Source organism: Oceanobacter sp. 3_MG-2023, from assembly GCF_030688925.1.
Lineage (GTDB): Bacteria > Pseudomonadota > Gammaproteobacteria > Pseudomonadales > Oceanobacteraceae > Oceanobacter.
The window spans coordinates 1-24,488 of the sequence record NZ_JAUYVX010000006.1 but is presented as its reverse complement, the minus strand read 5'-3'; the positions used below and the strand labels follow the sequence as shown (position 1 = coordinate 24,488).

Annotated in this window: 24 protein-coding genes; 10 read left to right on the top strand and 14 right to left on the bottom strand. The window is 54.9% G+C overall.

Going from position 1 to position 24,488, the window contains the following annotated elements:
* Window positions 1-72 precede the first annotated feature (72 nt).
* Entirely contained in the window at window positions 73-477 is a 405-nt protein-coding gene (locus tag Q8W32_RS07080; RefSeq protein ID WP_303432878.1) for a cytochrome c5 family protein, read from the top strand.
* Between the two features lie 115 nt (window positions 478-592).
* Here the strand turns inward: Q8W32_RS07080 and speE are convergent, their stop codons facing one another.
* Window positions 593-1,462, bottom strand: a complete 870-nt coding sequence (gene speE, locus Q8W32_RS07075) for a polyamine aminopropyltransferase (RefSeq protein WP_305414314.1) — start codon at window positions 1,460-1,462, stop codon at window positions 593-595.
* Window positions 1,463-1,697: 235 nt separating this feature from the next.
* Between speE and speA the strand changes: the two genes are divergently transcribed.
* Window positions 1,698-3,596 (top strand): biosynthetic arginine decarboxylase, encoded by a 1,899-nt coding sequence (gene speA / locus Q8W32_RS07070; RefSeq protein ID WP_303432882.1) that lies wholly within the window; start codon window positions 1,698-1,700, stop codon window positions 3,594-3,596.
* A gap of 120 nt (window positions 3,597-3,716) precedes the next feature.
* Here the strand turns inward: speA and Q8W32_RS07065 are convergent, their stop codons facing one another.
* Window positions 3,717-5,549, bottom strand: a complete 1,833-nt coding sequence (locus tag Q8W32_RS07065) for an NAD(P)/FAD-dependent oxidoreductase (RefSeq protein WP_303432883.1) — start codon at window positions 5,547-5,549, stop codon at window positions 3,717-3,719.
* Window positions 5,550-5,888: 339 nt separating this feature from the next.
* Between Q8W32_RS07065 and Q8W32_RS07060 the strand changes: the two genes are divergently transcribed.
* Both Q8W32_RS07060 and Q8W32_RS07055 read left to right on the top strand, forming a co-directional pair.
* Window positions 5,889-7,961 (top strand): sigma-54-dependent Fis family transcriptional regulator, encoded by a 2,073-nt coding sequence (locus tag Q8W32_RS07060; protein WP_305414312.1) that lies wholly within the window; start codon window positions 5,889-5,891, stop codon window positions 7,959-7,961.
* 94 nt (window positions 7,962-8,055) lie between these two features.
* A complete protein-coding gene (locus Q8W32_RS07055; protein WP_303432885.1) occupies window positions 8,056-8,262 on the top strand; it encodes a hypothetical protein in 207 nt (68 codons plus the stop codon).
* Between the two features lie 68 nt (window positions 8,263-8,330).
* Here the strand turns inward: Q8W32_RS07055 and Q8W32_RS07050 are convergent, their stop codons facing one another.
* The 12 genes from Q8W32_RS07050 to gshB all read right to left on the bottom strand — a co-directional run bounded on the left by Q8W32_RS07050 (window position 8,331) and on the right by gshB (window position 18,029).
* Entirely contained in the window at window positions 8,331-9,038 is a 708-nt protein-coding gene (locus Q8W32_RS07050; protein WP_305414311.1) for an HAD family hydrolase, read from the bottom strand.
* Window positions 9,039-9,054: 16 nt separating this feature from the next.
* Window positions 9,055-9,729 carry a DUF484 family protein gene (locus tag Q8W32_RS07045; protein ID WP_303432889.1) on the bottom strand — a complete coding sequence of 225 codons (675 nt, stop codon included), beginning with the start codon at window positions 9,727-9,729 and terminating at the stop codon, window positions 9,055-9,057.
* Between the two features lie 55 nt (window positions 9,730-9,784).
* A complete protein-coding gene (gene dapF, locus Q8W32_RS07040; protein WP_303432890.1) occupies window positions 9,785-10,615 on the bottom strand; it encodes a diaminopimelate epimerase in 831 nt (276 codons plus the stop codon).
* Entirely contained in the window at window positions 10,612-11,868 is a 1,257-nt protein-coding gene (lysA, locus tag Q8W32_RS07035) for a diaminopimelate decarboxylase (protein WP_305414309.1), read from the bottom strand. The genes dapF and lysA overlap by 4 nt, the downstream gene beginning before the upstream one ends.
* A 1-nt stretch (window position 11,869) precedes the next feature.
* Window positions 11,870-11,959 carry a lipoprotein gene (locus Q8W32_RS07030; protein ID WP_305414462.1) on the bottom strand — a complete coding sequence of 30 codons (90 nt, stop codon included), beginning with the start codon at window positions 11,957-11,959 and terminating at the stop codon, window positions 11,870-11,872.
* A 300-nt stretch (window positions 11,960-12,259) separates the two neighbouring features.
* On the bottom strand, window positions 12,260-13,486 hold the full coding sequence (locus Q8W32_RS07025) for a dihydroorotase (protein ID WP_303432893.1): 1,227 nt from the start codon (window positions 13,484-13,486) through the stop codon (window positions 12,260-12,262).
* Window positions 13,483-14,493, bottom strand: a complete 1,011-nt coding sequence (locus tag Q8W32_RS07020) for an aspartate carbamoyltransferase catalytic subunit (RefSeq protein ID WP_303432894.1) — start codon at window positions 14,491-14,493, stop codon at window positions 13,483-13,485. Before Q8W32_RS07020 ends, Q8W32_RS07025 begins: the two co-directional genes overlap by 4 nt.
* A gap of 61 nt (window positions 14,494-14,554) precedes the next feature.
* Window positions 14,555-15,049: a bifunctional pyr operon transcriptional regulator/uracil phosphoribosyltransferase PyrR gene (pyrR, locus tag Q8W32_RS07015; protein WP_303432895.1), complete on the bottom strand. Its 495-nt coding sequence runs from the start codon at window positions 15,047-15,049 to the stop codon at window positions 14,555-14,557.
* A gap of 14 nt (window positions 15,050-15,063) precedes the next feature.
* The gene (gene ruvX / locus Q8W32_RS07010) at window positions 15,064-15,516 is read right to left on the bottom strand and encodes a Holliday junction resolvase RuvX (RefSeq protein WP_303432897.1); all 453 of its coding nucleotides are present in this window, start codon (window positions 15,514-15,516) and stop codon (window positions 15,064-15,066) included.
* Window positions 15,516-16,073, bottom strand: coding sequence for a YqgE/AlgH family protein (locus Q8W32_RS07005; RefSeq protein WP_303432899.1), 558 nt, complete (start codon window positions 16,071-16,073; stop codon window positions 15,516-15,518). Before Q8W32_RS07005 ends, ruvX begins: the two co-directional genes overlap by 1 nt.
* Complete coding sequence (locus Q8W32_RS07000; protein WP_303432901.1) at window positions 16,073-16,954, bottom strand: energy transducer TonB; 882 nt, start codon at window positions 16,952-16,954, stop codon at window positions 16,073-16,075. The genes Q8W32_RS07005 and Q8W32_RS07000 overlap by 1 nt, the downstream gene beginning before the upstream one ends.
* Window positions 16,955-17,081: 127 nt before the next feature.
* A complete protein-coding gene (gene gshB, locus Q8W32_RS06995) occupies window positions 17,082-18,029 on the bottom strand; it encodes a glutathione synthase (protein WP_303432903.1) in 948 nt (315 codons plus the stop codon).
* Window positions 18,030-18,220: 191 nt separating this feature from the next.
* On the opposite strand from gshB, the gene pilG reads away from it, so the two are divergent.
* The 6 genes from pilG (at window position 18,221) to Q8W32_RS06965 (ending at window position 24,433) form a co-directional block, all read left to right on the top strand.
* Window positions 18,221-18,604: a twitching motility response regulator PilG gene (gene pilG, locus Q8W32_RS06990; protein WP_303432905.1), complete on the top strand. Its 384-nt coding sequence runs from the start codon at window positions 18,221-18,223 to the stop codon at window positions 18,602-18,604.
* A 33-nt stretch (window positions 18,605-18,637) separates the two neighbouring features.
* Complete coding sequence (gene pilH / locus Q8W32_RS06985) at window positions 18,638-19,003, top strand: twitching motility response regulator PilH (protein WP_303432907.1); 366 nt, start codon at window positions 18,638-18,640, stop codon at window positions 19,001-19,003.
* 2 nt (window positions 19,004-19,005) lie between these two features.
* Window positions 19,006-19,530 carry a chemotaxis protein CheW gene (locus Q8W32_RS06980; protein WP_303432909.1) on the top strand — a complete coding sequence of 175 codons (525 nt, stop codon included), beginning with the start codon at window positions 19,006-19,008 and terminating at the stop codon, window positions 19,528-19,530.
* Between the two features lie 67 nt (window positions 19,531-19,597).
* A complete protein-coding gene (locus Q8W32_RS06975) occupies window positions 19,598-21,652 on the top strand; it encodes a methyl-accepting chemotaxis protein (protein ID WP_305414307.1) in 2,055 nt (684 codons plus the stop codon).
* Between the two features lie 25 nt (window positions 21,653-21,677).
* Window positions 21,678-22,565, top strand: coding sequence for a protein-glutamate O-methyltransferase CheR (locus Q8W32_RS06970; protein WP_305414305.1), 888 nt, complete (start codon window positions 21,678-21,680; stop codon window positions 22,563-22,565).
* The gene (locus tag Q8W32_RS06965; RefSeq protein WP_305414304.1) at window positions 22,562-24,433 is read left to right on the top strand and encodes an Hpt domain-containing protein; all 1,872 of its coding nucleotides are present in this window, start codon (window positions 22,562-22,564) and stop codon (window positions 24,431-24,433) included. The genes Q8W32_RS06970 and Q8W32_RS06965 overlap by 4 nt, the downstream gene beginning before the upstream one ends.
* Window positions 24,434-24,488 lie beyond the last annotated feature (55 nt).

Here is a 24,488-nt window from a genome sequence, read left to right as displayed (position 1 = left end):
GCTCGTAAAACTCGCTATAATTCGCGCGATTCTAATTCTGATAAGCCGTATTAGCTTAAAAAGGGGACCGTTGTGAAACATCTGAAAGCGCTGATTCTGGTTGCTGCCACCTTATTGGTTTCGCAAGCATTCGCTGCGACAGCTACTAATGAAGAAAACATTCGCGAACGTATCGCCCCGGTGGGTGACGTTTGTGTGGGTGCAGAGTGTGGTGGTGCTGTTGTGGTTGCATCCGGTCCTCGCTCTGGCGAAGACATCTATGGTGCTGCCTGTATTGCCTGCCATGGTAGCGGTATTCTGGGTGCTCCAAAGAAAGGCGATACTGCTGCCTGGAACACTCGTTTGGATAAAGGCTTTGAAGCCACGTTGAGCAATGCGGTCAACGGCCTCAATGCCATGCCACCAAAAGGTAACTGCCTGGATTGCTCGGAAGATGAGCTGCTGGCGGCTATCAAGTTTATGTCTGGTCACGAGTAATCTTCGGTTACTTTGCCACAGGCACAAAAAAAGCCGCGTTATCGCGGCTTTTTTTGTGCCTGTGATTTGTCCCGGCCCGGTGTTGCTGTGTTGCTCGTCCGGGCTGGGTCAGGCATCAGTCGGCGATATTCAGCGCCCGACGCATAAACTCAGGCATGGCCATACCGGCCGCATGGATTTCGGCATTATAGTATTCCGTGCGGAACGGTTTGGCTGCGGCGTCTTCGATACGGAAGCTGGTGGTATCTCCCCCCTTGCTGGCCAGAGTACAGCTCCACCAACCGGATGGGTAAATCACTTGCGGAAACTGCACGGTGTGGCTGCTGGTAGCACCGGCGGCGGCCATATCAACATGGATTTTCTTGATGATGGAGTCACTGTGGTACAGCGGTGATTCCGACTGTTGTACCACAATGCCCAGTGGCGCCAGCGCCGTGAAGCAGTCCTTGTAAAAATCGATGGCAAACAGTCCTTCTGCCGGGCCAACAGGGTCGGTGCTGTCGATAATAATCACATCCAGGGATTCCGGTGCGCGATCCTTGATCCACTGAATGCCATCGGCAAATAAAATATTGGCCCGTGGGTCGGCGTTGGATTCACACAGTTCCGGGAAGTGTTGCTCCGACATGCGGGTCACAAGCTCATCGATATCGATTTGCCAGACCTGCTCAACGCCTGGGTGTTTCAGCACTTCGCGCAGGGTGCCACAGTCGCCACCACCAATAATGGCAACGTTTTTGGGGGCCGGGTGAGCGAACAGCGCTATATGCGACATCATTTCGTGGTACACAAAGTTCTCACGGGTAGAGACCATGGTGCAGCCATCAATCACCATCAGCTTGCCGAAGGTTTCCGTGTCGTAGATATCAATGCGCTGGAATTCGCTTTGAACGCTGTCGATTTTGTCCTTCACTTTCAGGGAAAAGGCAGAGCCTTGTTGATCAAATACTTCGGTAAACCAGCCGTCTGCCAGTGAGTGTGTCATATTGGATACTCAAATGAATCGATGTTCTTTAAAATCGGCGGCTGGCAGCACGACGGATATGCCGTCCGCGCTCGCCCCGACAGCGATCTGTGCGTTGATCCGTGAATTGATCTAACGCCGGTCGTTGCGGATTCTGCGAGCCGATAACAGCTGCCGTTACCGCGACCATTCTTTGGCGCAGCAAGATACCTTAACCACGGATTCGCGCCAAGTGAATCAGCATTCAGGATAGCCCATGACCACCGCCCAACCTGCCTCCGCCAGTGATGTCTATAACCTGCCTTACTGGAGTGAGGGTTATGCCCGTATCAATGATCTGGGCAACCTGAGTATTCACCCGGATGCATCCCCGTCCGCAGGTATCGACCTCGAAGGGTTATCGGCACTGGTGCGTCAGGAAGGCCTGCGTTTGCCGGTCTTGCTGCGCTTCCCCGGTATTCTGCATCACCGGGTGGGCAGTCTGGTGCAGGCTTTTGAGCAGGCACGCCAGGCATGTGATTATCAGGGCGGGTTTACGCCGGTTTACCCCATCAAGGTCAACCAGCAGCAACCGGTGGTGGCGCAAATTGTTGCCGGTCAGCGCCTGGCGGGCATTGAACGGATCGGGCTGGAAGCCGGCAGCAAGCCGGAGCTGATTGCGGTACTGGCGCAAACCCGTGATATCAAGGCGACGATTGTGTGTAACGGCTACAAGGATGCGCATTTTGTGCGGCTGGCGCTGATGGCAGAGAAAATGGGCCATCATGTGTTTCTGGTGATCGAAAAACTGTCGGAATTACCCATGATCCTGCGCGAAGCGGAGCGGGTTGGCGTCCAGCCACGGCTGGGGGTGCGGGCACGGCTGGCCACCATCGGCAAGGGCAACTGGCAGAATACCGGCGGTGAAAAATCCAAGTTTGGCCTGTCGGCCCTGCAGATTCTGCAAGTGGTGGAGCTGCTGCGTCAGCAAGGGCAGCTGGAGACGCTGCAGTTATTGCATTTCCACCTGGGCTCGCAGCTGGCCAATATCCACGATATTCATACCGGTTTGCGCGAGTGCAGCCGTATCTTTGCCGAGCTGGTGACGCTGGGGGTTCCGGTGCAGTGGCTGGATGTCGGGGGCGGCCTGGGCGTGGATTACGAAGGCACACGCTCGCGCAGTTATTGCTCAATGAACTACAGCATGCAGGAATATGCCCGCAAAGTCGTGGAAGCCATGAAGGAGATCTGCGCCGAAATCGGTGCCCCGGAACCTCATATTCTGACGGAATCCGGTCGTGCCATGACTGCTCACCACGCGGTGTTATTAACCGAAATCATTGACCATGAGCGGCCCCTTGATGGCGAGCTGGAGCCAATGCAAGACAGCGACCCTGTGTGCCTCAAAGGTCTGTATCGGGCGTATGACACCTTGCTGGCATCTCGCAGTAGCGGTCTGGTGGAGTTGTTTCACGATATCCAGCACTGGGTGGCGGAAGCCCATGCCTCGTTCAGTCTCGGGCTGTTGTCACTGGCGCAGCGAGCCAGTGTTGAAACCCTGTACGCCCGTACCTGCCAGTTGCTGGTGGAAAAACTGAACCCCGGCAATCGTGCCCATCGGCCCCTGCTGGACGAACTGCAAGAGAAGCTGGCCGACAAGGTATTTGTGAATTTTTCGCTGTTCCAGTCTTTGCCGGATATCTGGGGTATCAACCAGATTTTCCCTATCCTGCCGGTGACGGGGCTGGATCAGCCGATGGCGTATCGCGGCGTGTTGCAAGACATCACCTGTGATTCGGATGGCCGTATTGATAATTATGTTGAAAATGACGGTCTGGGCACCAGCTTGCCGCTGCCATCGATCAATCGCGGCGATATGCTGGCGTTTTTTATGGTGGGGGCTTATCAGGAGATTCTCGGCGATTTGCACAACCTGTTCGGGGATACCGACTCGGTGGATGTTGTGCTGGATGCCGAAGGCCAGCCTCAGCTGCACAATCCGGTGTGGGGCGATCATATTGCCAAGGTGTTGGGTTACGTCAATTTTAATGAAGATGATATTCGCCACCGCCTGCTCAGTCAGGTAGAACAGAGCGCACTGGATGACAGCGACAAAGCGATGTTCCAGCGTGAACTGGCGGAATCCATGCAGGCGTACACCTACTTGCAGTTATAAGCGCTGGCCTGAATATTCAAGCCAGCAAGCCCCGCTGATGCGGGGTTTGATGTACGGAACGGAGCAAAACCGGTCAACCGTCGTGTGACCGCTGACCGGCCTTCAGTCCGGAGTCATCACTCAGGACAAGTGATTGACAGCTTCCATGCCATAGACAGGGGTTGCAATCCCTTCCATGCGAGCCTTGATTTGCAGGGACAGATATTGCGAGTAATGACGCGACTGATGCAGGTTACCGCCGTGGAACCACAGCGCCTGCTGGTGAGTGGGTTTCCACATATTGCGCAATTCCCCTTCCCATGGTCCTGGGTCCTTGGTGGTTTGCGATCCCATGCCCCAGCATTTGCCCACCTTGTCGGCGACTTCCTGGGAAATAATCCGGGCGGCCCAGCCGTTCATCGAGCCATAGCCGGTGGCGTAGACAATCAGGTCGGCAGGTAGCTCCGTGCCGTCGGTCAGTATCACCGAGTGGGGTAATATCTGTTCGATGGTGGTGCGGCTTTTCAGCTTGATATCGCCGTTGGCTATCAACTCGGATGCCCCCACGTCAATATAGTAGCCCGATGCCCGGCGCAGGTATTTCATAAACAGACCGGAGCCATCATCGCCAAAATCAAGCATAAATCCGGCTTTCTCCAGGCTTTGATAAAACTCGGCATCCTGCTCGGCCACTTCTTTGTAGATGGGAATATGGAATTCCGGCATCACCTTGAAAGGAATTGAGGCAAAGGTCAGATCGGCCTTGTAGGTCGTCATACCGTTTTGTACCGCTTCTTCGGAATACAAGCCTCCCAGTACCTTGTCCATCAGGGTATCGGATTTGATGATATGAGTGGAAGAACGCTGGATCATGGTAACGTCGGCACCGTGTTCCCACAGCGCGGCACAGATATCGTGGGCGGAGTTGTTAGCTCCCAGTACCACAACACGTTTACCGGCATAGGCTTCGCCACCTGGGTGCTGGCTGGAGTGATGCTGTTCACCTTCGAAACTGTCTTGCCCTGGAATCCTGGGAATATTCGGGATACCCGACATTCCGGTTGCCAGCACCAGCTGTTTGGGGCGCAAGGTCAATGCTTCACCCTGACGATTGACCTGTACTACCCACTCTTCGGCCTGTTCGTCATAGTGGGCTGAAGTGCATTCGGTCGAACCCCAGTAATTCAATTCCATCACCTTGGTGTACATCTCCAGCCAGTCACCGATTTTGTCTTTCGGTGCAAAGACGGGCCAGTGATCAGGGAAGGGCAGGTACGGCATATGGTCGTACCAGACCGGATCATGCAAGCATAAGGACTTGTAGCGTCGACGCCAGGCATCGCCGGGTTTTTCCAGCTTGTCGATGATCAGGGTTGGTACTTCCAGCTGGCGCAGCCGCGCACCAAGACCGATTCCTCCCTGGCCGCCACCAATAATCAGGCAATAAGGCTGCTTTTCGTAGCCCAGTTCGGCTTCTTCCTGCTGGCGCTTTTCCTGCCAGGTTTGACGGTTACGCTGAATACCATGTTCTGCTCCTCGAGGGCGTTGGGCATTACGTTTTTCCGGAAAATCTTTCAGCTCCACCATGGTGGTCAGTAGCGTCCAGGCTTGCCCCTGACGTAGGCGCAGATGGCCTCGTCCGTGAGCGACAGCCGTGTCGAAACAGATCCAGGCTTCAATCACACCGTTGTTGTCGGTGGCTTCTTCTTCCAGCCGCCAATTGGATGGCTGCACCTGAGCGAGTGTTTCGGTCAGCATCGCCTGTATGGCGTCCCGGCCTTCCAGGGTTTTGATATTCCAGGTGAAGGCGACCAGATCGCGCCAGAACCCTTGCGGTTCAAACAGGGACGTAGCCGCTGCGGTATTACGGTTCTGTAACGCCTGATTGAAGTGATCGAGCCAGGTTTGTGCCTCAATGGATGCGGGGGACTGTGGTGACGTTGCCGCCGGTGTGGCTGTGGAATTCCGGGTCATGGATAACTCCTGCTTTCTCTTGTTGTTTTTATTTGGGCGCTGAGCCTCTGATGGGTTATAGCAGCTGCTGTGCCAGATTGAGTGCATTGTTATTTGTTCTTATAACTTACTGATAAATAATAAGATTTATTTTTAATCGGAATATCTGTAGCGGTACTGGAGGCAAGCTGTGAAACAGCTGTAACGCCGAAAACGATACAGCTGCAGTGGTCACATTACAGTTGTAACGCTGAACGAAAGTGGAACGAATGGGCCTGTGACAGCCACTACATAGTCTCTTTAGACTGATTGACCTGATAACAATAAGTATTGGCCGCCAGGCGGCAAGGATGGATATAGGTGCCTGAACATATGACCTGCTCAACCGATGCGATCTGCGCCCGTGCTCATACCCAAGCGATTACTGAATTCGCCCGGCGGCCACCAGAGTCTGCTGACGCCGATATGATCGGCCGCTCTTGGCAACGCTGTTTGCAGCAATATGGGTTGCAGCCCGGACGTCAACAGTCTGCCCGGATTGTGACTCGGTCTATCCTGAAGGAGCATCAAGAGGCGGCTGATGAACTGCTGGCCGTTGCGCGTGCCGGGGTTAACCAGCTTTACGCCAGTATTCACGGGATGGGCTATGTCTTGCTATTGACCGATCACCGTGGCGTAACGGTTCAGTTTCATGGTGAGCGCCATCTTGATGACCACTTGCGGCGGGCGGGGTTGTATCTGGGTGCTGACTGGGATGAAAGTTATGCCGGTACCTGCGCGGTGGGTACCTGTATTCAGGAGCAGGCAGCGCTGACTTGCCATCGGGGGGATCATTTTGACGGTGCCCATATTGGCCTGACCTGTACTGCTGCCCCGATCTTTGGCCCTTCCGGTGAGTTGATTGCGGTGCTGGATATCTCTGCGCTGAATTCTCCGGCAGCGCGGGACAGCCAGATGTTTGCCTTGCATTTGACCCAGCTGTACGCACATATGATTGAAGATGCTTACTTTCTGCGCCGTTATCGTCGTCATCTGGTGTTTCGTTGTGACGACTCACGGGAGTTTGTTGCTCTTAATGGTCGGGTGTTGTTTGCGCTGGATGACACAGGTGAAATTATCGCAGCCAATACCGCCGGACGTTTATTGCTGGCCGATAATCCTGTGGGTTTGCCGGAGCTGATGGACAGTGACTGGGACGATATTCTGGCCATTAACCAGACTCGTGGCGATGGCGTACAAGCCTTCCATCTGGCCTCGAGTGGACAAACGGTGTTCGGCACCTTGATAGAACCCAAGCGTCCCTGCATCTCGGTGGCAACTGGCCCGGCACCCGTGGATGTCAGTCGGCCACTTGAGAGGGTGCCGGAGTTGGACTGTCTGGCCGGTGATGATGCGGCCATGCGTAAAACCCTCGAACAGGCTAAGCGTTTGCGTCAGCGTGATGTCAATTTGTTGATTCTGGGAGAAACCGGAACGGGTAAAGATATGCTGGCCAATGCGATTCACGCCAGCAGCCACCGCCGCAACAAGCCCTTTGTCGCGCTGAATTGTGCCGCCATACCGGAATCTTTGATTGAAAGTGAACTGTTTGGCTACCGCGCAGGAGCCTTTACCGGCGGACGCAGCAAGGGTACCAAAGGGCTGGTGCAGCAAGCCGATGGCGGCACCTTGTTTCTGGATGAAATCGGCGATATGCCCTTGCAGTTACAAACTCGCTTGTTGCGCGTGCTGGCCGAAGGCGAAGTCACGCCGTTGGGGGCTGATGAGGCGGTTTTCGTTGATTGTCGTATCATCGCCGCAACTCATCATAATATTCAGGCCATGATTGAACGTAACGAATTCCGGGCCGATTTATATTATCGCTTGAATGGCGCGACGCTGACTCTGCCACCACTGCGGCAACGGGCTGACAGGGAATTTTTGATACGTGCTTTACTGGCAGAACTGAAACAAAAATTACAACGGCCGGAATTGCGCTTGCGGGCGGATGTGATCAGCGCTTTGTTAGCCTACGCCTGGCCTGGCAATGTTCGTGAGCTGGTCAACGTACTGGCCTTTGCAGAAGCCAATAGCTGTGATGATGTTATTACGCTGGCGGATCTGCCGGAGCTTCTTCACAGTGATCAATCTGCTTCTGTCGCTGGTGCGCGGGAGACTAGTCATGTGCTGAGCAGATCGATGATGACAACCGGTGCAGTACCTTCGGCTGCGGTGTCCCGTTCTGAATCGGCGAGCCATCCATCACTGAATGCAGAAGGACAGGCATTGGTGGGGTTACTGGATCAGCATGACTGGAATCTCAGTGCCGTGGCCCGGGTGATGAAGGTGTCCAGACCAACCTTGTACCGTCGTATTCGCAAATACAGCATCCAGCGCCAGACTTGCATTGTATCCGGGCACGCTGGAGGGAAACCGCAGAACCGTTTGGTTTAGAGAGCCATGGCGTGTAAATAATTGTATCGTACCGCGCTAAGGCTGCCCGAGTGGTCTATATGCAATGGGGAGCAGTTAACAAGAGGGGATTCAAATGTCTGATGATCATTTTGAAAGACCGGCAGATGACGGTAGCGAACTCAAGCAGAGTGATGCTGCACACAAGCAACGCCAGCAAGCGCTGGCCAGTGATGTCGAAGCCTTTTTGTCTGGCGGCGGCCAAATTCAAAAGGTAGAAGACCGGATGATGGCAGACCCGCCGCGCAAGCCGCAAACCAGTTACGGCCGTCGTCCAATCTGAGGGATGGCTCCCTGGTTGGCGGCAGAGCCATATGTTGCCGGGTTTGTCTGTGGCGTTGTTGTTGGTTGTTATGGCTGCTGCCAGCGCTGAATCAGCTCAACGACTTCAGACAGCGTGCGGACTTGCAGGGTCGGCGGGCTAAAGGTATCCGGCCAGATACGGTTGTCCAGATTGACCCACAACGTATGTAAACCCACCGTTCGGGCTGCGTCGATATCGTGATGCGGATGATCGCCAATATGTAAGCATTCGTGCGCTTCGACACCGGCGTGAGCCAGGGCCGCCAAGAAAATATCTCCCTGTGGTTTGGCTGCTCCAACGGTTTCGGCGTTCAGGTGAGCGCTGAAATAATGATGAATACCCACACGCTCAAGATCAGCGTTGCCATTGGTGGCGGCGATCAAGGGCCAACGTGCCGACAATTGTTGCAACATGGTTTCGGCACCGGCAAACAATTCCAGCGTGCTGCGCTCCTGGGAGAACACCTCAAAGGCGGCACTGGCAAGATCATGGGCCGTGCTGCTGTCACAGCCGGTTTGCAAGGCTGCCCGGCGCAGGGTTTCGAAGCGTAGCCTGGATATCTGATGCTGCAATGACGGGTAGCATTCGGCCAATTCTGATTTGTACTGGCGCAGGCCGTCCCGGCTGTAAAGGTCGGCAAACCCGGGGCATTGGGCGCATATCCAGTCATAGCAGGCTTGCTCGGCGCGTTGCATCACCGGGGCGGTGTGCCAGAGGGTATCGTCGAGATCGAGGGTGATCAGTTTCAGAGCCAAAGCATTGCCTTATTGTTTAACGGTTAACCGGCGTTTGCTGTAAGCGCAAGGCCAGTACGTCACAGAGATAATCCAGAAACAGGGTATCCATGGAAGTACGGTAGTAATTACCATCCTGACTGGCCAGTACCAGCAGGCCATGGTTGTCCTGGCCCCGAATCTGGGCGGCAGCGATGGATTCCATATCGGTGGTATCGAGCCTCAACAAGGCGGCCATATCGGCCTTGGGCAGCTGGCCACAAATGGCGCGATGGCCTTTGAACAGCCGCTGGATATTACGCTGATGTTCCTGATTACGCACCGCGATCAGTGGTCGCTCCAGCTGTCGCTCGGTAAAGTGCAGCATGGCCCAGGCGTTGACGCCAAAATCATTACGCAATGAGTCATCCAGTGCGGTATGGAGCGCCAGCCAGCTGTTGGCTTCGATCAGGGCCAGCACCAGCCGCCGGGTTTTTTCGAACAGCTGGTCGTTCCGGCGGGCATTTTCGAGCAGGTCAGACATGCGCTGGCGTAGCTCGATATTACGATCCCGATGCACCTGGACCTGACGCTCGATCAGGCTGGTCGCTCCGTGAGCTTCATGAGGAATACGCAAATGGGATAACAGCTCATCCTTGCCGACAAAAAATTCGGGATGATCTTCCAGGTACTGTGCGACATCGGCGTCGGTGAGTCGGGGTTGCTGGCTCATGCGGTCCTTACCTTGTTCTGTCAGAAGCGTTGTTCAGCGTCAATGGTTGGGGGAATCAGAGGTTAACCCGACCATCATAAACCGTCACGGCTGGCCCGGTCATGCGGACGCTGGATTTACCATCCCAGTCAATCGTCAGCTCGCCACCCGGTAACGATACCGTCACGCCCGGTTCGAGCCAGCCACGTAACTGCCCGGATACCACCGCCGCGCAAGCACCGGTGCCACAGGCCAGAGTTTCACCACTTCCTCGCTCGAATACCCGCAAGCGAATGGCGTGGCTATTGATGACCTGCATAAAGCCGACATTGACCCGGTTGGGGAAGTATTCGCAGGATTCAATGATCGGTCCCCACTGCTGTACCGGAGCGTTATCGAGGTCGTTGACCCGGATCACGGCATGGGGATTCCCCATGGACACGGCACCGAAGCGCACGTCACCAATACCGGCAACATGGCGTTGATATTCGGGCATGAACTGTTCAGCGATCATCGGAATGTCGGCCGGTGTCAGAATCGCCGGGCCCATATCCACCATCACCTGACCCTCGTTGGTCAGATGTAGCTCGATAATACCGTTGGCGGTTTCGACCCGAATATCCTGTTTGCCGGTGAGCATTTGCTCGTTAACAAAACGGGCAAAGCAGCGGGCACCATTGCCGCAATTCTCGACTTCACTGCCATCGGCATTGTAGATGCGATAGCGGAAGTCGACATCGGGCCGACTGGGGCGTTCGACCACCAGTAACTGATCGAAGCCAATACCAAAGTGGCGATCGGACAGTTCCCGGACTCGCTCGGGGCGGATTCGGCCGGTTTGAGTCACCAGATCGATTACCACAAAGTCGTTACCGAGGCCGTGCATCTTGCTGAATTTGACTCTCATGAATCCACCGGCAGCAGATTCTCATCTTCGAACAGCTGTTCGATGGTCTCGCGGCGGCGAATCAGATACGCCTGCTCGTCATCGACCATGATCTCTGCCGGGCGGCCACGGCTGTTGTAGTTGGAGGCCATGACAAAGCCATAGGCTCCCGCAGACATCACTGCCAACAGATCGCCTTGTTGCAGGGCCAGATCGCGGTCTTTGCCCAGAAAGTCACCGGTTTCACAAACCGGGCCAACCAGATCATAACGGCGTTCGATGGCGCTGCTGGTTTCTGCAACAGGCTTGATGTCTTGCCAGGCGGAGTACAAGGACGGTCGGATCAGGTCGTTCATTGCCCCGTCAATGATGGCAAAATTCTTGTGCTCATTGAGTTTGAGGTACTCAACCCGGGTCAGGAAAACACCGGCATTGGCGCAAATGGAACGGCCCGGCTCAAAAATCAGTTTCAGTGAACGTCCGGCCAGGCGCTCTTTGACGGCGGCCACATAGGTGGCCGGGCTGGCAGGTTGTTCGTCGCGGTAACAAACGCCCAAACCGCCACCCAGATCGAGATGCTGGATGGTGATACCCAGGTCGGCCAGCTCATCAATCAGCGCCAGCAGGCGGTCGATGGCATCCATAAATGGATCAATTGAGGTCAGCTGGCTGCCAATATGACAGTCGACACCAACGACCTGAATGCCGGGCAGGCTGGTGGCGCGTTGATACACGGCCGGAGCGCGTTCAATGTCGATGCCGAATTTGTTGTCTTTCAGCCCCGTCGAGATATAAGGGTGTGTCTGTGCGTCAACGTCCGGATTGACACGAACCGAGACCTTGGCGACCAGACCCATGTCAGTAGCAACGTCGTTCAGGCGTTCGAGCTCGTCCTCTGATTCAAGATTGAAGCAGCCAACGCCGACTGCCAGTGCCCGGCGCATTTCGACGGCTTGTTTGCCAACCCCGGAAAACACCATCCGGGCAGGGTCGCCACCGGCGGCCAGTGCCCGTTCCAGTTCACCCAGGCTGACAATATCAAAACCGGCTCCGAGTCGTGCCAGTACATTCAGTACGGCGATGTTGGAGTTGGCTTTGACCGCAAAACAGACCTGATGTGGCCATTCACCCAGCGCATCATCGTAGGCCTGGTACTGCTGTTCCAGAGCCTGACGGGAATAGACGTACAAGGGCGTGCCGTACTGTTCGGCAAGACCGGCGAGGTCGACAAGTTCGGCGTGCAGGCTGCCCTGCAGGTAAGTAAAGGCTGACATATTAGGGAGTCGTTTCCGTATCAGGTTGGTCGGGCAGATACAGAGGGCCTTTCTGACCACAACCGCTGAGCGCCAATACGGCCAGTAACATGGCGGTCAGAAGCGGTAACGATGGCAGGCGGTAACTCAGATTTATCATGGGTAATGGCTATCTGCTTACGGGCGTAGCCAGTGTCTGGATCTGCTCTGATGACTCAGAGAGCGATGCACTGGCACGCGGGTTCTGTATCTCGAATTTGCAGGCATTATACACTGCCTGTGCAGGCTGTCTTGACTGCTGAGATCTATTCGCACTGACTTTACATAGACGGGTAGATTTCAGCCCCGGTATCGGAATACAGAGGCTGAAACCGGAGCGCAGGCATTGTGTGATCAGTGCCAGAGAGAGAACTCAGGATGGTTGTTGGTAGACCTTGAAGCCATCCACAAAGGTAGCGATCACTTGCCCGCTGCGACCGTATGCATCGGTTTGTTCCGGGTTGATCAGGCTGGCATTAAAGCGTTGGCCTTCTGCAAACCCGGAGTGTAAACCGAGGGTTGCCGCCGGGAGAGTACTCAGTGCCGACAAGGCGGCATTGAGTGTCAGTTCGCCATCGTTAACCCGCTGCAGCAGTAAGCCAATAAACGGAGCGTACAGCGCCATGCCGGCGGCGGATTCGGCAAATGGGGCTTTTTTCGCGACAATTTCGTGCGGTTGATGGTTGGAGCAAATCGCCAGTTCGCCAGCGTTGACCGCTGCCAGCAGTGCCTGCCGGTCTGCTTCGCTGCGTAACGACGGCAGCAGGTGGTAGCGGCTGTCGTAGCCGTTGACCTGGGCGTCGGTGTAACAGAGATTGGCGATGGCGACGTCGGCGCTGACCTGTAATCCACGCTGGCGAGCTTCCCGCAGCATACTGACACTGCGGGCGCAGCTGATCTGGCTGATATGAGCGCGAACGCCGGTTTGTTCGATCAACAGCAGGATTTGCGCCAGCGCGATGGTTTCGGCGGTTTCCGGAATGCCGGCCAGGCCCAGTCGTGTGGCGGTCGGGCCTTCGTGCATCACACCGCCATTGGACAATGCGGCATCATCAGCGGACAAAAACAGCAAAATGTCGTAGGTGGCGGCGTATTCCATTAATCGTCGCAAGACGTAGCTGTCCTTGATTGGCTGACGGGCGTTGCTCAGGGCGATACAACCGGCGTTACGCAAGCTGACCATATTGGCCAGTTGTTCGCCCTCCAGCCCCTGAGTGAGTGCTCCCAGTGGCAATAACCGCGAATATCCGGCGCTGCTGGCTTTGTCCTGCATCAGCTGGATCACCGCCGGGCTGTCGGCTACCGGACGGGTAAGTGGCTGGGCGCAGACATGGCTGAATCCGGCGGCAGCGGCAGCCCGGGTTTCGCTGGCAATGGTGCCGCGCTGGGTATAACCCGGCTCATTGAGATAGCTGCTGAGGTCGATAAAACCGGGTACTAACCAGTTGCCTTGGGCGTCGAGGGTGGATTCGATCGTGCCACCGGCCGGTTTTTCGCCAATAGCCCGGAGTTGCCCCTCGGCCAGATACAAATCACAGACGTCATCGAGTTGTTGTGCCGGTGCAATGACACGGGCATCACGAATATGCAGATATTTCATTCGGTATCCCCTTCAACTGGTTGCTGGGCCGCTTGCTGGCTGGCTTGTTGGCCGCTCATGGCCATGGCCATCACCGCCATGCGCACGGCGATACCGTAACTGACCTGGTTGAGAATGACGGATTGAGGGCCGTCGGCAACCGCAGATTCAATCTCGACACCACGGTTGATGGGGCCGGGGTGCATAACGATGGCATCGGGTTTGGCTAGTGCCAGTTTTTCCGTAGTCAGGCCGTAAAGCTTGAAAAACTCCCCCTCGCTGGGCAACAAGGCATTTTGCATACGCTCTTTTTGCAGCCGCAGCATGATCACTACGTCGCAATCCCGCAGCGCCAGATTAAGGTCGTAATACGCTTTGGCCCCCAGAGACTCGATGTCTTTGGGTAGCAAGGTGGCGGGGCCGACCACACGAACTTCCGCTGCACCCAGAGCCAGCAAGGCATGGATCTGGGAGCGGGCAACGCGGGAATGCAATATGTCGCCAACAATGGCAACAATCTGACCGGCAATCTGATGCTTGTGACGACGGATGGTCAGCATGTCGAGCATGGCCTGGGTCGGGTGCGCGTGGCGGCCGTCCCCGGCATTGATGATGGCAACGTTGGGGGTTACCTGTTCAGCGATAAAATGGGCGGCACCGGAATCGGCATGACGCACCACAAACATGTCGCTGTACATGGCTTCCAGGTTCCAGAGCGTATCCATCAAGGTTTCGCCCTTGGCGGTCGCGGAACGCTGGATGTCGAGGTTGAGAATATCAGCAGACAGCCGGGTTGCCGCCAGTTCGAAGGTCGAACGGGTGCGGGTGCTGTTTTCAAAAAACAGGTTGACCACGGTTTTGCCGCGCAGCAGCGGGACCTTTTTGACGGCCCGTTCCTGGGTGCTGATAAAGGAGTCGGCGGTGTCGAGGATTTCAGTCAGTAATGCCCGGCTGAGGCCTTCGGTGGTGAGGAAGTGTTTTAGCCTGCCGTCGGCGGTGAGCTGAAGCTGGCTGGGATCAGTTGTCATAGGAGAACCATGTGTGTTGTAACCAAACCGATAGGGTGCCGAGGCACCCCGAATACTGGTGTCAGAGCAGGCTGATGGCCAATGGCTCCGGGCCGCTGAGCTTGATCAGCTGACCTTCTTCAAGTGTCAAACGGGCTGCGTACACATCGGGCTGAATAGGCAGCTCGCGCCGACCGATATCAAACAGGGCAACCAGGGTAATGCTGGCCGGACGGCCGTAGTCAAACAGCTCGTTGATGGCGGCCCGTACAGTGCGGCCGCTCATGATAACGTCGTCGATCAGAATAACGTGGCGGTCTTCGATGGTATCGGGTAATTCCGAGCCTTTGACTTCGGGATGTAAACCGTGGTGAGTGAAATCATCCCGATAAAAGCTGATATCCAGGCTGTAAAGTGGCTCTGATGGCTGCAGTTGCTGGTGCAGGCGCTCCGCTATCCAGACGCCACCGGTGCGGATGCCAATAAATAATGGCTGGTTTATCTTGTGTTGCTGCAAGTGGCTGTCCAGGCGAGTGGCCAGAGTGCTGCAAGCGAGCTGAATATCCGGTAATTGCATGGGGCTTCTCCCTGTTACTGCTCGTCGTCAGGGCGAGGGTGCTCGCCCATCCAGCTTTCAAGAATCAATTGTGCGGCCAGCCCATCCACTGAGTGGCGGCCGAAGTCTCGTTCACCGCTATCGGCAATGACAATGCCCTTGGCTTCGTAGCTGGTCAGGCGCTCGTCATGGGTAAACGAAGGTTTGTGCAAACGTCCTTCCAGACGTCGGGCAAATTTGGCGGCCCGGGTGCTCATCTCGCTAGGGCTGCCATCCATGTTCAGTGGCAGACCAACGACAAAGGCATCGGGTTGCCACTCACTGACCAAGGCTGCGAGTGTATCCCAGTTGGGGACGCCATCGTTGGCCTTGACCGGGTTTAAAGCCGTACTGCTGCCGGTCAGGCGATGGCCAATGGCGACACCAATACGTTTGGTGCCAAAATCAAACGCCATGACTTGCATGACTCGAGCAGGAATATGACTCATCAGGCGTGACCTACCTGATCAGTCAATGCTGTGCTGCGAATGCCGAGGCGCTGCAGTGCGGTCTGGTAAAGCGCTTCGGGAGGGGTGTCAAACAGCAGTTCGGCATCGGCGTCGACGGTCAGCCAGCTGTTGCCGAGAATTTCCTCATCCAGTTGGCCTGGTCCCCAGCCGGAATAGCCCAGGGTCAGGCGGTAGTTTTCCGGCCCTACTCCCAGGCCAATGGCGGTCAGAATATCCTTGGACGACGTCAAGTGGGCAAATTCACTGATGGCTTCGGTGGCTTGCCACTGGCCCGGTTGCTGGTGGAGGATAAATCCCTGCTCGGTGCCGACAGGGCCACCTTTGAGCATGGTGGTATTGATGCCTTGATGACGGGCAATGTCGAGCTGTTCGCAGACGGCAGCAAAGTCGATATCCAGAGGCTTGTTTAATACCAGCCCCATGGCCCCCTCCTGGTCGTGTTCACAGAGGTAAATAACGGCGCTGTCAAACTCGCTACCCTGCAGCTGTGGCATGGCAATCAGAAGCTGGTTGTCGAGGCTGTTGAGTTCTTGCATCAGGATCCTTCCGACAGATAGCGGTTACCTTTGAATTGCCAGGTACGAATGATTTCCAGGAGATCGGTATTCTTGCGCATTTCTTCCGTGAAAGGGGCAAAAGGAGCCGACATACGCACAATCCGCAAGGCGGCGTCATCCAGTACCTTGCGGCCGGAGGACTCCAGCACCTCAAGATTATGGATGGTGCCGTTGGGATTGATGGAAACCAGTACGCGCAAACGGCAGTTGTCGAAGCAGTTTTCCGCTTCTTTGGGGTAGTTGAGAGTACCCATCTTTTCAATTTTGCTACGCCAGGTGTTGACGTAATAGGCGTCGCTGGCCTTCATGGTGGAGGCTGCGGTCAGACGCTGGACCCGGGGACGCTTGGCATAAGCCTGACGCATACTGTCGAGTTTGGCTTCGAGACTGGCCATTTCCAGACTGCGCTGCAGCAGCATTTTGGGTGGCCCTTCCGGTACTGGTTTGGCTTCCACTGGCGGTTGTTTGTCGGGACTGCTGACGGCCTGGTTTGGGCTGGCGGCCGTTGTGGTGATACGGGCCGGGGTGTTGGCGACGGCCTTGGGGGCCGAGACTTCCTGCTTCTGTACCGAGGCCGGGGTGATGTCGTTGCTTTGGAACGGCGCTTCGACGTCGGTGGTCAGCATGCGGGCTTCCTCTTCGGTGCCGCTGCCTTCCTGGTTTTCCTGGGCGAGGAAGTCTGCTTCTTCCGGCGCTTTGTCACTGCGATAGCTGGCCAGGGTGACTTCAAGGGTTTTGGACAGGTTACTGCGATCGTCCGGGCGAAAGCTGACACCCAGCACAATCATGGCATGCAGCAGCAATGCCAGAAAGAGGGCAAAAGAAAGACGGTCGGAACTGGAGACAACGGCAGCAGGCATGAGGTATCTGTCGCAGAACGGCTTCGGTTTAAAGGGCGGATTGCAATAGGCACGCAGTCTGCGCTGATCCCCGGCTTTTGTCCACCTGCCGGGGTCAACAGTGGTAAAAACGAGCTGATTCAGTGAATCAGTCGAGTTTTGCCAGCAATGCGGCGATCAGTTGACCGGCGATATCGATACCTGAATCACGACTGATTTCACGCACACAGGTAGGGCTGGTGACGTTGATTTCTGTCAGGCAGCTACCAATGACATCCAGACCAACAAAATACAGTCCCCGCTTTTTCAGCTCAGGGCCGATGTGTCTGGCGATGGCCCAGTCGTTATCCGACAGGGGGCGGGTTTCACCACGACCACCGGCGGCCAGGTTGCCACGGGTTTCTCCTTTGGCTGGAATCCGTGCCAGGCAGTATGGTACCGGCTCCCCGTCGATCATCAGGATCCGCTTGTCACCTTCGGTAATATCCGGGATGAATTTTTGCGCCATGATTTGCTGGCGGCCATGATTGGTCAGGGTCTCGATGATAACGCTGACGTTCGGGTCGTCATGCTTCAGGCGAAAGATCGAAGAGCCACCCATGCCATCCAGTGGTTTGAAAATAACGTCCTGATGTTGTTGATGAAACTGGCGTAACAGCTCGGCACTGCGCGTTACCAGAGTAGGGCTCATAAACTCGGAAAAGTGCGTCGCAAAGACTTTTTCATTACAATCGCGCAGGCTTTGAGGTTTGTTGGCGACAAGCACACCTGCTTGTTCGGCCAATTCCAGAATATAGGTGCTGTAAATAAATTCGCCATCGAAAGGCGGATCTTTACGCATTAGGATAATATCGAGATCGGACAGCGGCTGGTGTTGCCATTCACCAAGGTCAAACCAATGATCAGGGTTCATGCTGACAGTAAGTGGAGCCATTCGTGCCATTGCACGGCCTGCGTCAATGTACAAATCGGCCTGTTCCATGTAAAAGAGTTCACAACCAAGCTCCTGTGCGGCATTCAGCAAGGCAAGTGATGTATCTTTCTTGACACTAATATCATTAATGGGATCCATGACAACCCCGAGCTTTCTGATCATTCTGTTTTCCTCAAAACAAGAGTCTGATTTGGATTCTATCGTAATTGGATCTCCATTCGGTGAAACAGTTTTGACATGGGAACCTTATAGCTTGGTACATTAATGTGTGATACAAAAGTGCACCGTAACGTCATATGCATGCGGTCGCGGCCGAAAACAGCAATTAACGATCGGATGGTTAAGGCCCTAATATGGACGACAACTTTCAAAACATCAAAGTGATGGTCATTGACGATAGCAAGACCATTCGTCGCACGGCAGAGACCCTGCTGAAAAAAGTAGGCTGTGAGGTGATTACGGCAACCGATGGCTTTGATGCCCTCGCCAAAATCGCAGACACCAGCCCCAATATCATCTTTGTCGACATCATGATGCCGCGCCTGGATGGTTATCAGACTTGTGCACTGATAAAAAACAATTCCAAATACAAGTCCACTCCAGTGATCATGCTGTCTAGTAAGGACGGCCTTTTCGACAAGGCCAAAGGTCGCATCGTAGGTTCTGACGAATATCTCACGAAGCCGTTCAGCAAAGACGAGCTCCTGGGTTCAATACGGCAATACGTAAAATCATAAGACAAGCACGCGAAGCATTAAGGGGTACCAAGCATGGCTCGCATTCTGGTAGTAGATGATTCTCCAACAGAAACAGAAGTATTTCGTTCTATGCTGGAGAAAAATGGTCATGAAGTCCTTACCGCAGAGAATGGTGCGGACGGTGTGGCACTGGCAAAACAGGAAAAGCCAGATGTAGTACTAATGGATATTGTTATGCCTGGTTTAAACGGTTTTCAGGCAACCCGACAGCTAACCAAAGACGCGGAAACCTCTGGTATACCGGTCATTATTGTTACCACCAAGGATCAGGAAACTGACCGGGTGTGGGGCAAGCGCCAGGGTGCCTGTGGTTATCTGGTCAAACCAGTGTCAGAAAGCATCTTGCTGTCTGAAATCAACTCGGTGATGGCCAAGTAACGATGAGCCCATTTGCCCTGCTTGTCAGTATTGCCGACCGCAGCCGCCGTAACGCCTCGGAATTGCCTCAGCAACTTGAGGCGGTGACGTATTGGCGGGGGGTCGGTTTTTTGCTCGCGGGGCATGAGTTTGTAACGGATATGGGACAGGTAGCAGAGATCTTGCAACCTCCCAAAATGACCAAGGTACCCGGTGTCCGTAGCTGGGTGCTGGGGGTGGCCAATGTGCGTGGCCGCCTGGTTCCGGTTATGGATCTGGCCGGTATGTTGGGATTGACAGGGAAAGCCAACTGGCGTTCCCGGCGAGTGCTGGTGATTGAACAAGGTGATGTACTGACGGGTTTGCTTGTTGATGCGGTGTTGGGGATGCAACAGTTTCCGGTGGATACCATGAGTGAACTGACTCAGGTGGATCCGGCGCTGGCAAAATATACCCAATATGGTTTTGACCGGAATGAGAAAATCTGGTCAATTTTTCGTATTGACGAACTGATTCAATCCCCGGAGTTTATGCAGATCGCGGTGTGACCGGGTTCTGAGGTGACTCCATTCGGGGCGCCAGGATAATGCATGCAGTAAGTGTGGAGACAAGGGCATGAGTTCGAAAGCTGGTAACGTCTTTTCGACGGTTTTGAAGAATGGAGTCAATGGTGTGTTGGCAGTGCTGCTGGTCGCATCCCTTGGCCTGTTTATTGGTATTACGGTGTATGTGAACAGCCTGCAAAACCGTGATGAGCAATACATCGAGCATGCGGGTGAGTTGCGGGTACTGTCGCAGCAGATGGCGACCAACGCCGTGGAATCTGCATCCGGTAACCGGGAAGCGTTTGAACAGCTCCGGATTGCCCGTGACAACTTTGAAGTGCGTTGGAACTACCTGAAAAACGGTAACCCTGAAGTGGGCCTGGCTCCTGCCGAAGTGGCCAGTATGACCGACGTGCAACAGGTTTGGGACAGTGTCAGCCAGAATGCTGACCAGATTGTACGTGCCCAGGACATCATCCTCTCTTTGCACGAAGTTGCCGCAACACTGTCTGAAACGATTCCCCAGCTGCAAGTGGAATACGATGAAATTGTAGAAATCCTGCTTGATAACGGCGCTCCAGCCGATCAGGTGGCAGTTGCCCAGCGTCAGTCATGGCTGGCGGAACGTATTGTGCGCTCGGTTAACAAGGTATTGGCGGGTGGTGAAGACGCGGTAATGGCCGCCGATGCGTTTGGTCGGGATGCCTCGTTGTTCGGTCGAGTACTGAACGGCATGGTGCAAGGCAACGTGGCGATGAACATCTCCAAGGTAACCGACGACGAGGCGATACTGGCACTCTCCGAAGTATCCGAACTGTTCGAGTTTGTATCCGGTTCGGTAGACGAAATTCTTGAGACTTCCCCAGAGCTGTTCCAGGTGCGTGAGGCATCCGACAGCATCTTTACCAACTCTGGTATATTGCTGAACCAGACATCCGAGCTGACCGAAACCATTCTGACAGAAGCCGATGAGCGGACTGTACTGCAGGCACTGGGATACGGTGCTGCGGTACTGGCCGCGATGCTGATGGTTGCATTGGGTTACTTGTCTTACCAGTCAACCCGTCGCGACCTGGAAGAAACAGAAAGCCAGAACCAACAGAACCAGATGGCTATTCTGCGTTTGCTGGACGAAATTGCTGACCTTGCGGATGGTGACTTGACGGCATCAGCAACGGTAACGGAAGACTTTACCGGGGCGATTGCTGACTCCATCAACTACGCCATCGACCAGATGCGCTCACTGGTATCGGCAATTAACGAAACAGCGGTACAGGTATCGTCAGCGGCCCAGGAAACACAGGCCACGGCGATGCATCTGGCGGAAGCATCCGAACACCAGGCGCAAGAAATTGCCGGTGCATCGGCGGCGATCAACGAAATGGCGGTGTCCATTGACCAGGTATCGGCTAACGCCTCGGAATCCTCTGCGGTTGCGGAGCGGTCGGTAGCGATCGCCAACAAGGGTGCAGAAGTTGTACAGGCAACGATCAACGGCATGGATAACATCCGTGAGCAGATTCAGGAAACCTCCAAACGGATCAAACGTCTGGGTGAATCCTCACAGGAGATTGGTGACATCATCTCCCTGATTACCGATATTGCTGACCAAACCAACATTCTGTCGTTGAACGCCGCTATTCAGGCATCCATGGCCGGTGACGCCGGTCGGGGCTTCGCGGTAGTTGCGGATGAGGTGCAGCGGCTGGCGGAACGTTCAGCTGCTGCAACCAAGCAGATTGAAGCACTGGTTAAAACGATTCAGAACGATACCAACGAAGCGGTAATCTCGATGGAAACGACGACTTCCGAGGTGGTACGTGGTGCCCGTCTGGCACAAGACGCCGGTGTGGCACTGGAAGAGATTGAAAACGTATCGAAAAACCTGGCGGAACTGATTCAGAACATCTCCAACGCAGCACGTCAGCAGGCTTCGTCTGCGGGTCATATTTCCAATACGATGAACGTTATTCAGGAAATTACTTCGCAAACATCGGCGGGTACCACCGCCACGGCGAAATCGATTGGTAACCTGGCAGAAATGGCGAACAAACTGCGTGAATCTGTGGCGGGCTTCAAACTGCCAGAAGCGGACCTGGATATGGAGCAACAACAGGTACTGTAATCACAGTCCTGGTTGAAGACTCCTTATGAATCATCAGAGTCGTCCTGTTGTCAGCACGATGCCAGAGCTTAGCGATGACCAGTTTGGTCGTTGGCAAGCTCTGCTGGAAGAGCGAACAGGAATGTGTATGCCGGTTCAACGACGGACTTTTCTGCAGACCAGCCTGGGTATCCGGATGCGTGAAATAGAGTGCAGTAATTACTCCGAATATTACAGTAAGGTTGTGAACGGCCCGACCGGAGCGATTGAGTGGAATACTCTGGTCGACCGTTTGACCGTGCAGGAAACCCGCTTTTTTCGGGATCCCGATGCCTTTGAATTTGTTGGAAATTATATTCAGACAATGGCGACGGCACTGGACGATGGTCAAACTCTCGAAATGTGGAGTGTCGGTTGCTCATCAGGAGAGGAAGCATACAGTTTGGGTATGGTTGCAGATAAGTACCTGTCTCCTGTCGAGCATCAATACGCAGTCACTGGGACTGATATCTCTACCTTTGCGTTACGCAAGGCGCGAGATGCCAGATATCCGTTGTCTGCCCTTGGATGGATCGCGGACGACCTCCGCGACCAATACTGTCTCCGTACTGACGACGGTCATATGCAGGTGACTGATAGCGTTCGTCAGCGTTGCTGCTTTACTCAGGTGAATCTACTGAATCTTTCCGCATTTCCGCTACAGTCCCAGCACGTGATTTACTGTCAGAATGTGCTGATTTATTTCCGCCGCTGGCGACGTCGGGAGATTCTTAATGTCCTTGCTGAACGGCTGGTTCCAGGGGGAATTCTGGTGATTGGTCTTGGTGAAATCGTCGGCTGGAGTAATCCTCTGGTCGACCCGGTACGTGGTGGCAAGTTGACAGCCTTTGTCCGTAAGCAAAATGATTCTAACAGGGAGAGCAAACGGCGATGAGTCAGGATTACATCGCCCTGGAATGGGTGAAAGGGGAAATCCAGGAAACACTCCAGCAAGCTCAGCAATCACTGGAAGCTTATGGTGAAAACCCCGCAGATAACAGCAGACTGAAATTCTGCTTCAGCTACCTGCATCAGGTTCATGGCACACTCCAGATGGTGGAGTTTTATGGTGCCGCCCTGTTGGCAGAAGAAATGGAAGCCGTTGCGGCCGCACTGGCTGATGGCCAGCTGCGTAATGAACGGGATGGGCTGGAAGTCCTGATGCAGGCTATTATCCAGCTGCCTCATTATCTGGATCACGTCAAGGTGGGTCGGCGCGATCTGCCCGTTGTCCTGCTGCCTATTCTGAATGAATTACGCTCAGCCCGCGGTGACAGCCTGCTGTCTGAAACCGCATTGTTCAGTCCACGTATGCAGCGTCGGGCGGTATTGACACCTGCCCAACTGGCACGTTTCAGCCGTGACGATTTCCAGCAGTGGATCCGCAAGGTCCGGCAGATGTTGCAGGCCGCGACATCGCAGCTACTGCAAAACAAAAAGCCGGAAGTTGCCAAGGAATATCTGCTGAAAGTCTTCAGCCGGTTGCATAACGCGCTGGGTCATACCCCATCCGGTGTGGTTTGGCAGCCTGCCATGGCGTTCAGCGAATGGCTGATTGGCCAGCAGCATATGCCGGCCAGTGCCAAGCAACTGTTACGCGAACTCGACCAGATACTGAAAGACCTGATTACCCAGGGTGAGCAGGTACTGAATCAGGCTGCGTCTGATGAACTGGTTAAAAACCTGCTGTTCTATGTTGCTCGCACCACCATCAAGGGTGAGGCGATTGCAGCGGTACGGGAATCCTTTCAGCTCGATTCTGCCCTGCCGACCGAAGACGAAATCCAGCACGAGCGTGATGTCCTTTCCGGCCCTGATCGGGATACCGTTGGCCAGGTTCTGACCGTTCTGGCCGAAGAGATTACCTCGATCAAGGACAAGCTGGATCTGGCCATGCGGGATCCCAGTGCAACGGTTGAGCCGTTGGCTGAGGTACTGACCGCAGCCAAACAGGTCAGCGATACCATGGGTATGCTGGGGCTGGGTGCGCCACGGCAAGCGATACAAGAACAACTGACCGTACTGGAAAACATGCAACAACAGGGAGTGCTGGATAATACCGCCCTGTTCGATGTCGCTGGTGCGCTGCTGTTTGTTGAAGCAACACTCTCCGGAATGATCCGGGATGGCAATCTGGCTGGCGGTGATGAGTCCGATGCTCTGACCGACGCCCAGAAAGCCGTTCTGCGTGAAGCTCGTAATGTGCTGGAGCAGGTCAAGGACGCCATCATTGCTTACGTTGGCAATCAATGGAATACCGAAGAACTGCGCGATATTCCGGCATTGCTGCATTCGATTGCCGGCTCTCTGCGTATGGTGCCGCTGCCAGCGGTTGCCGAAATATTGCATATCGCAGCCCCGTTTATTGAACAGCTGATTGAGTCCGGAGCGCGTTCAGACTGGACGACTCTGGATCACTTTGCCGATGTGTTGTCCGGTGTTGAATACTTTATTGAGCGTTATACCGACAACCCACGTAACCCAGGTGACGATATCCTGCAACGGGTATGGGAATCACTGGAAAGTATTACCGATATACAGGCTCCAAACCGCAGTGCCGACGTAGCGGATACCGCAACCGGTGATACGTCACTGGATGCGACGGATCCAGAAACCGACCTCGATATGGCATCTGGTGCAGAAAAACCATTGGCAAGCGTGACAGACGCTACCAATACTGTTGAGCCAGAGCCAGAGCCAGAGCCAGAGCCAGAGCCAGAGCCAGAGCCAGAGCCAGAGCCAGAGACAGAGCCAGCGCCATAGACAGAGACAGATCCAGAGCCAGCGGGAGGGCGAGGGGGCGGGGGGGGGGGGGGGG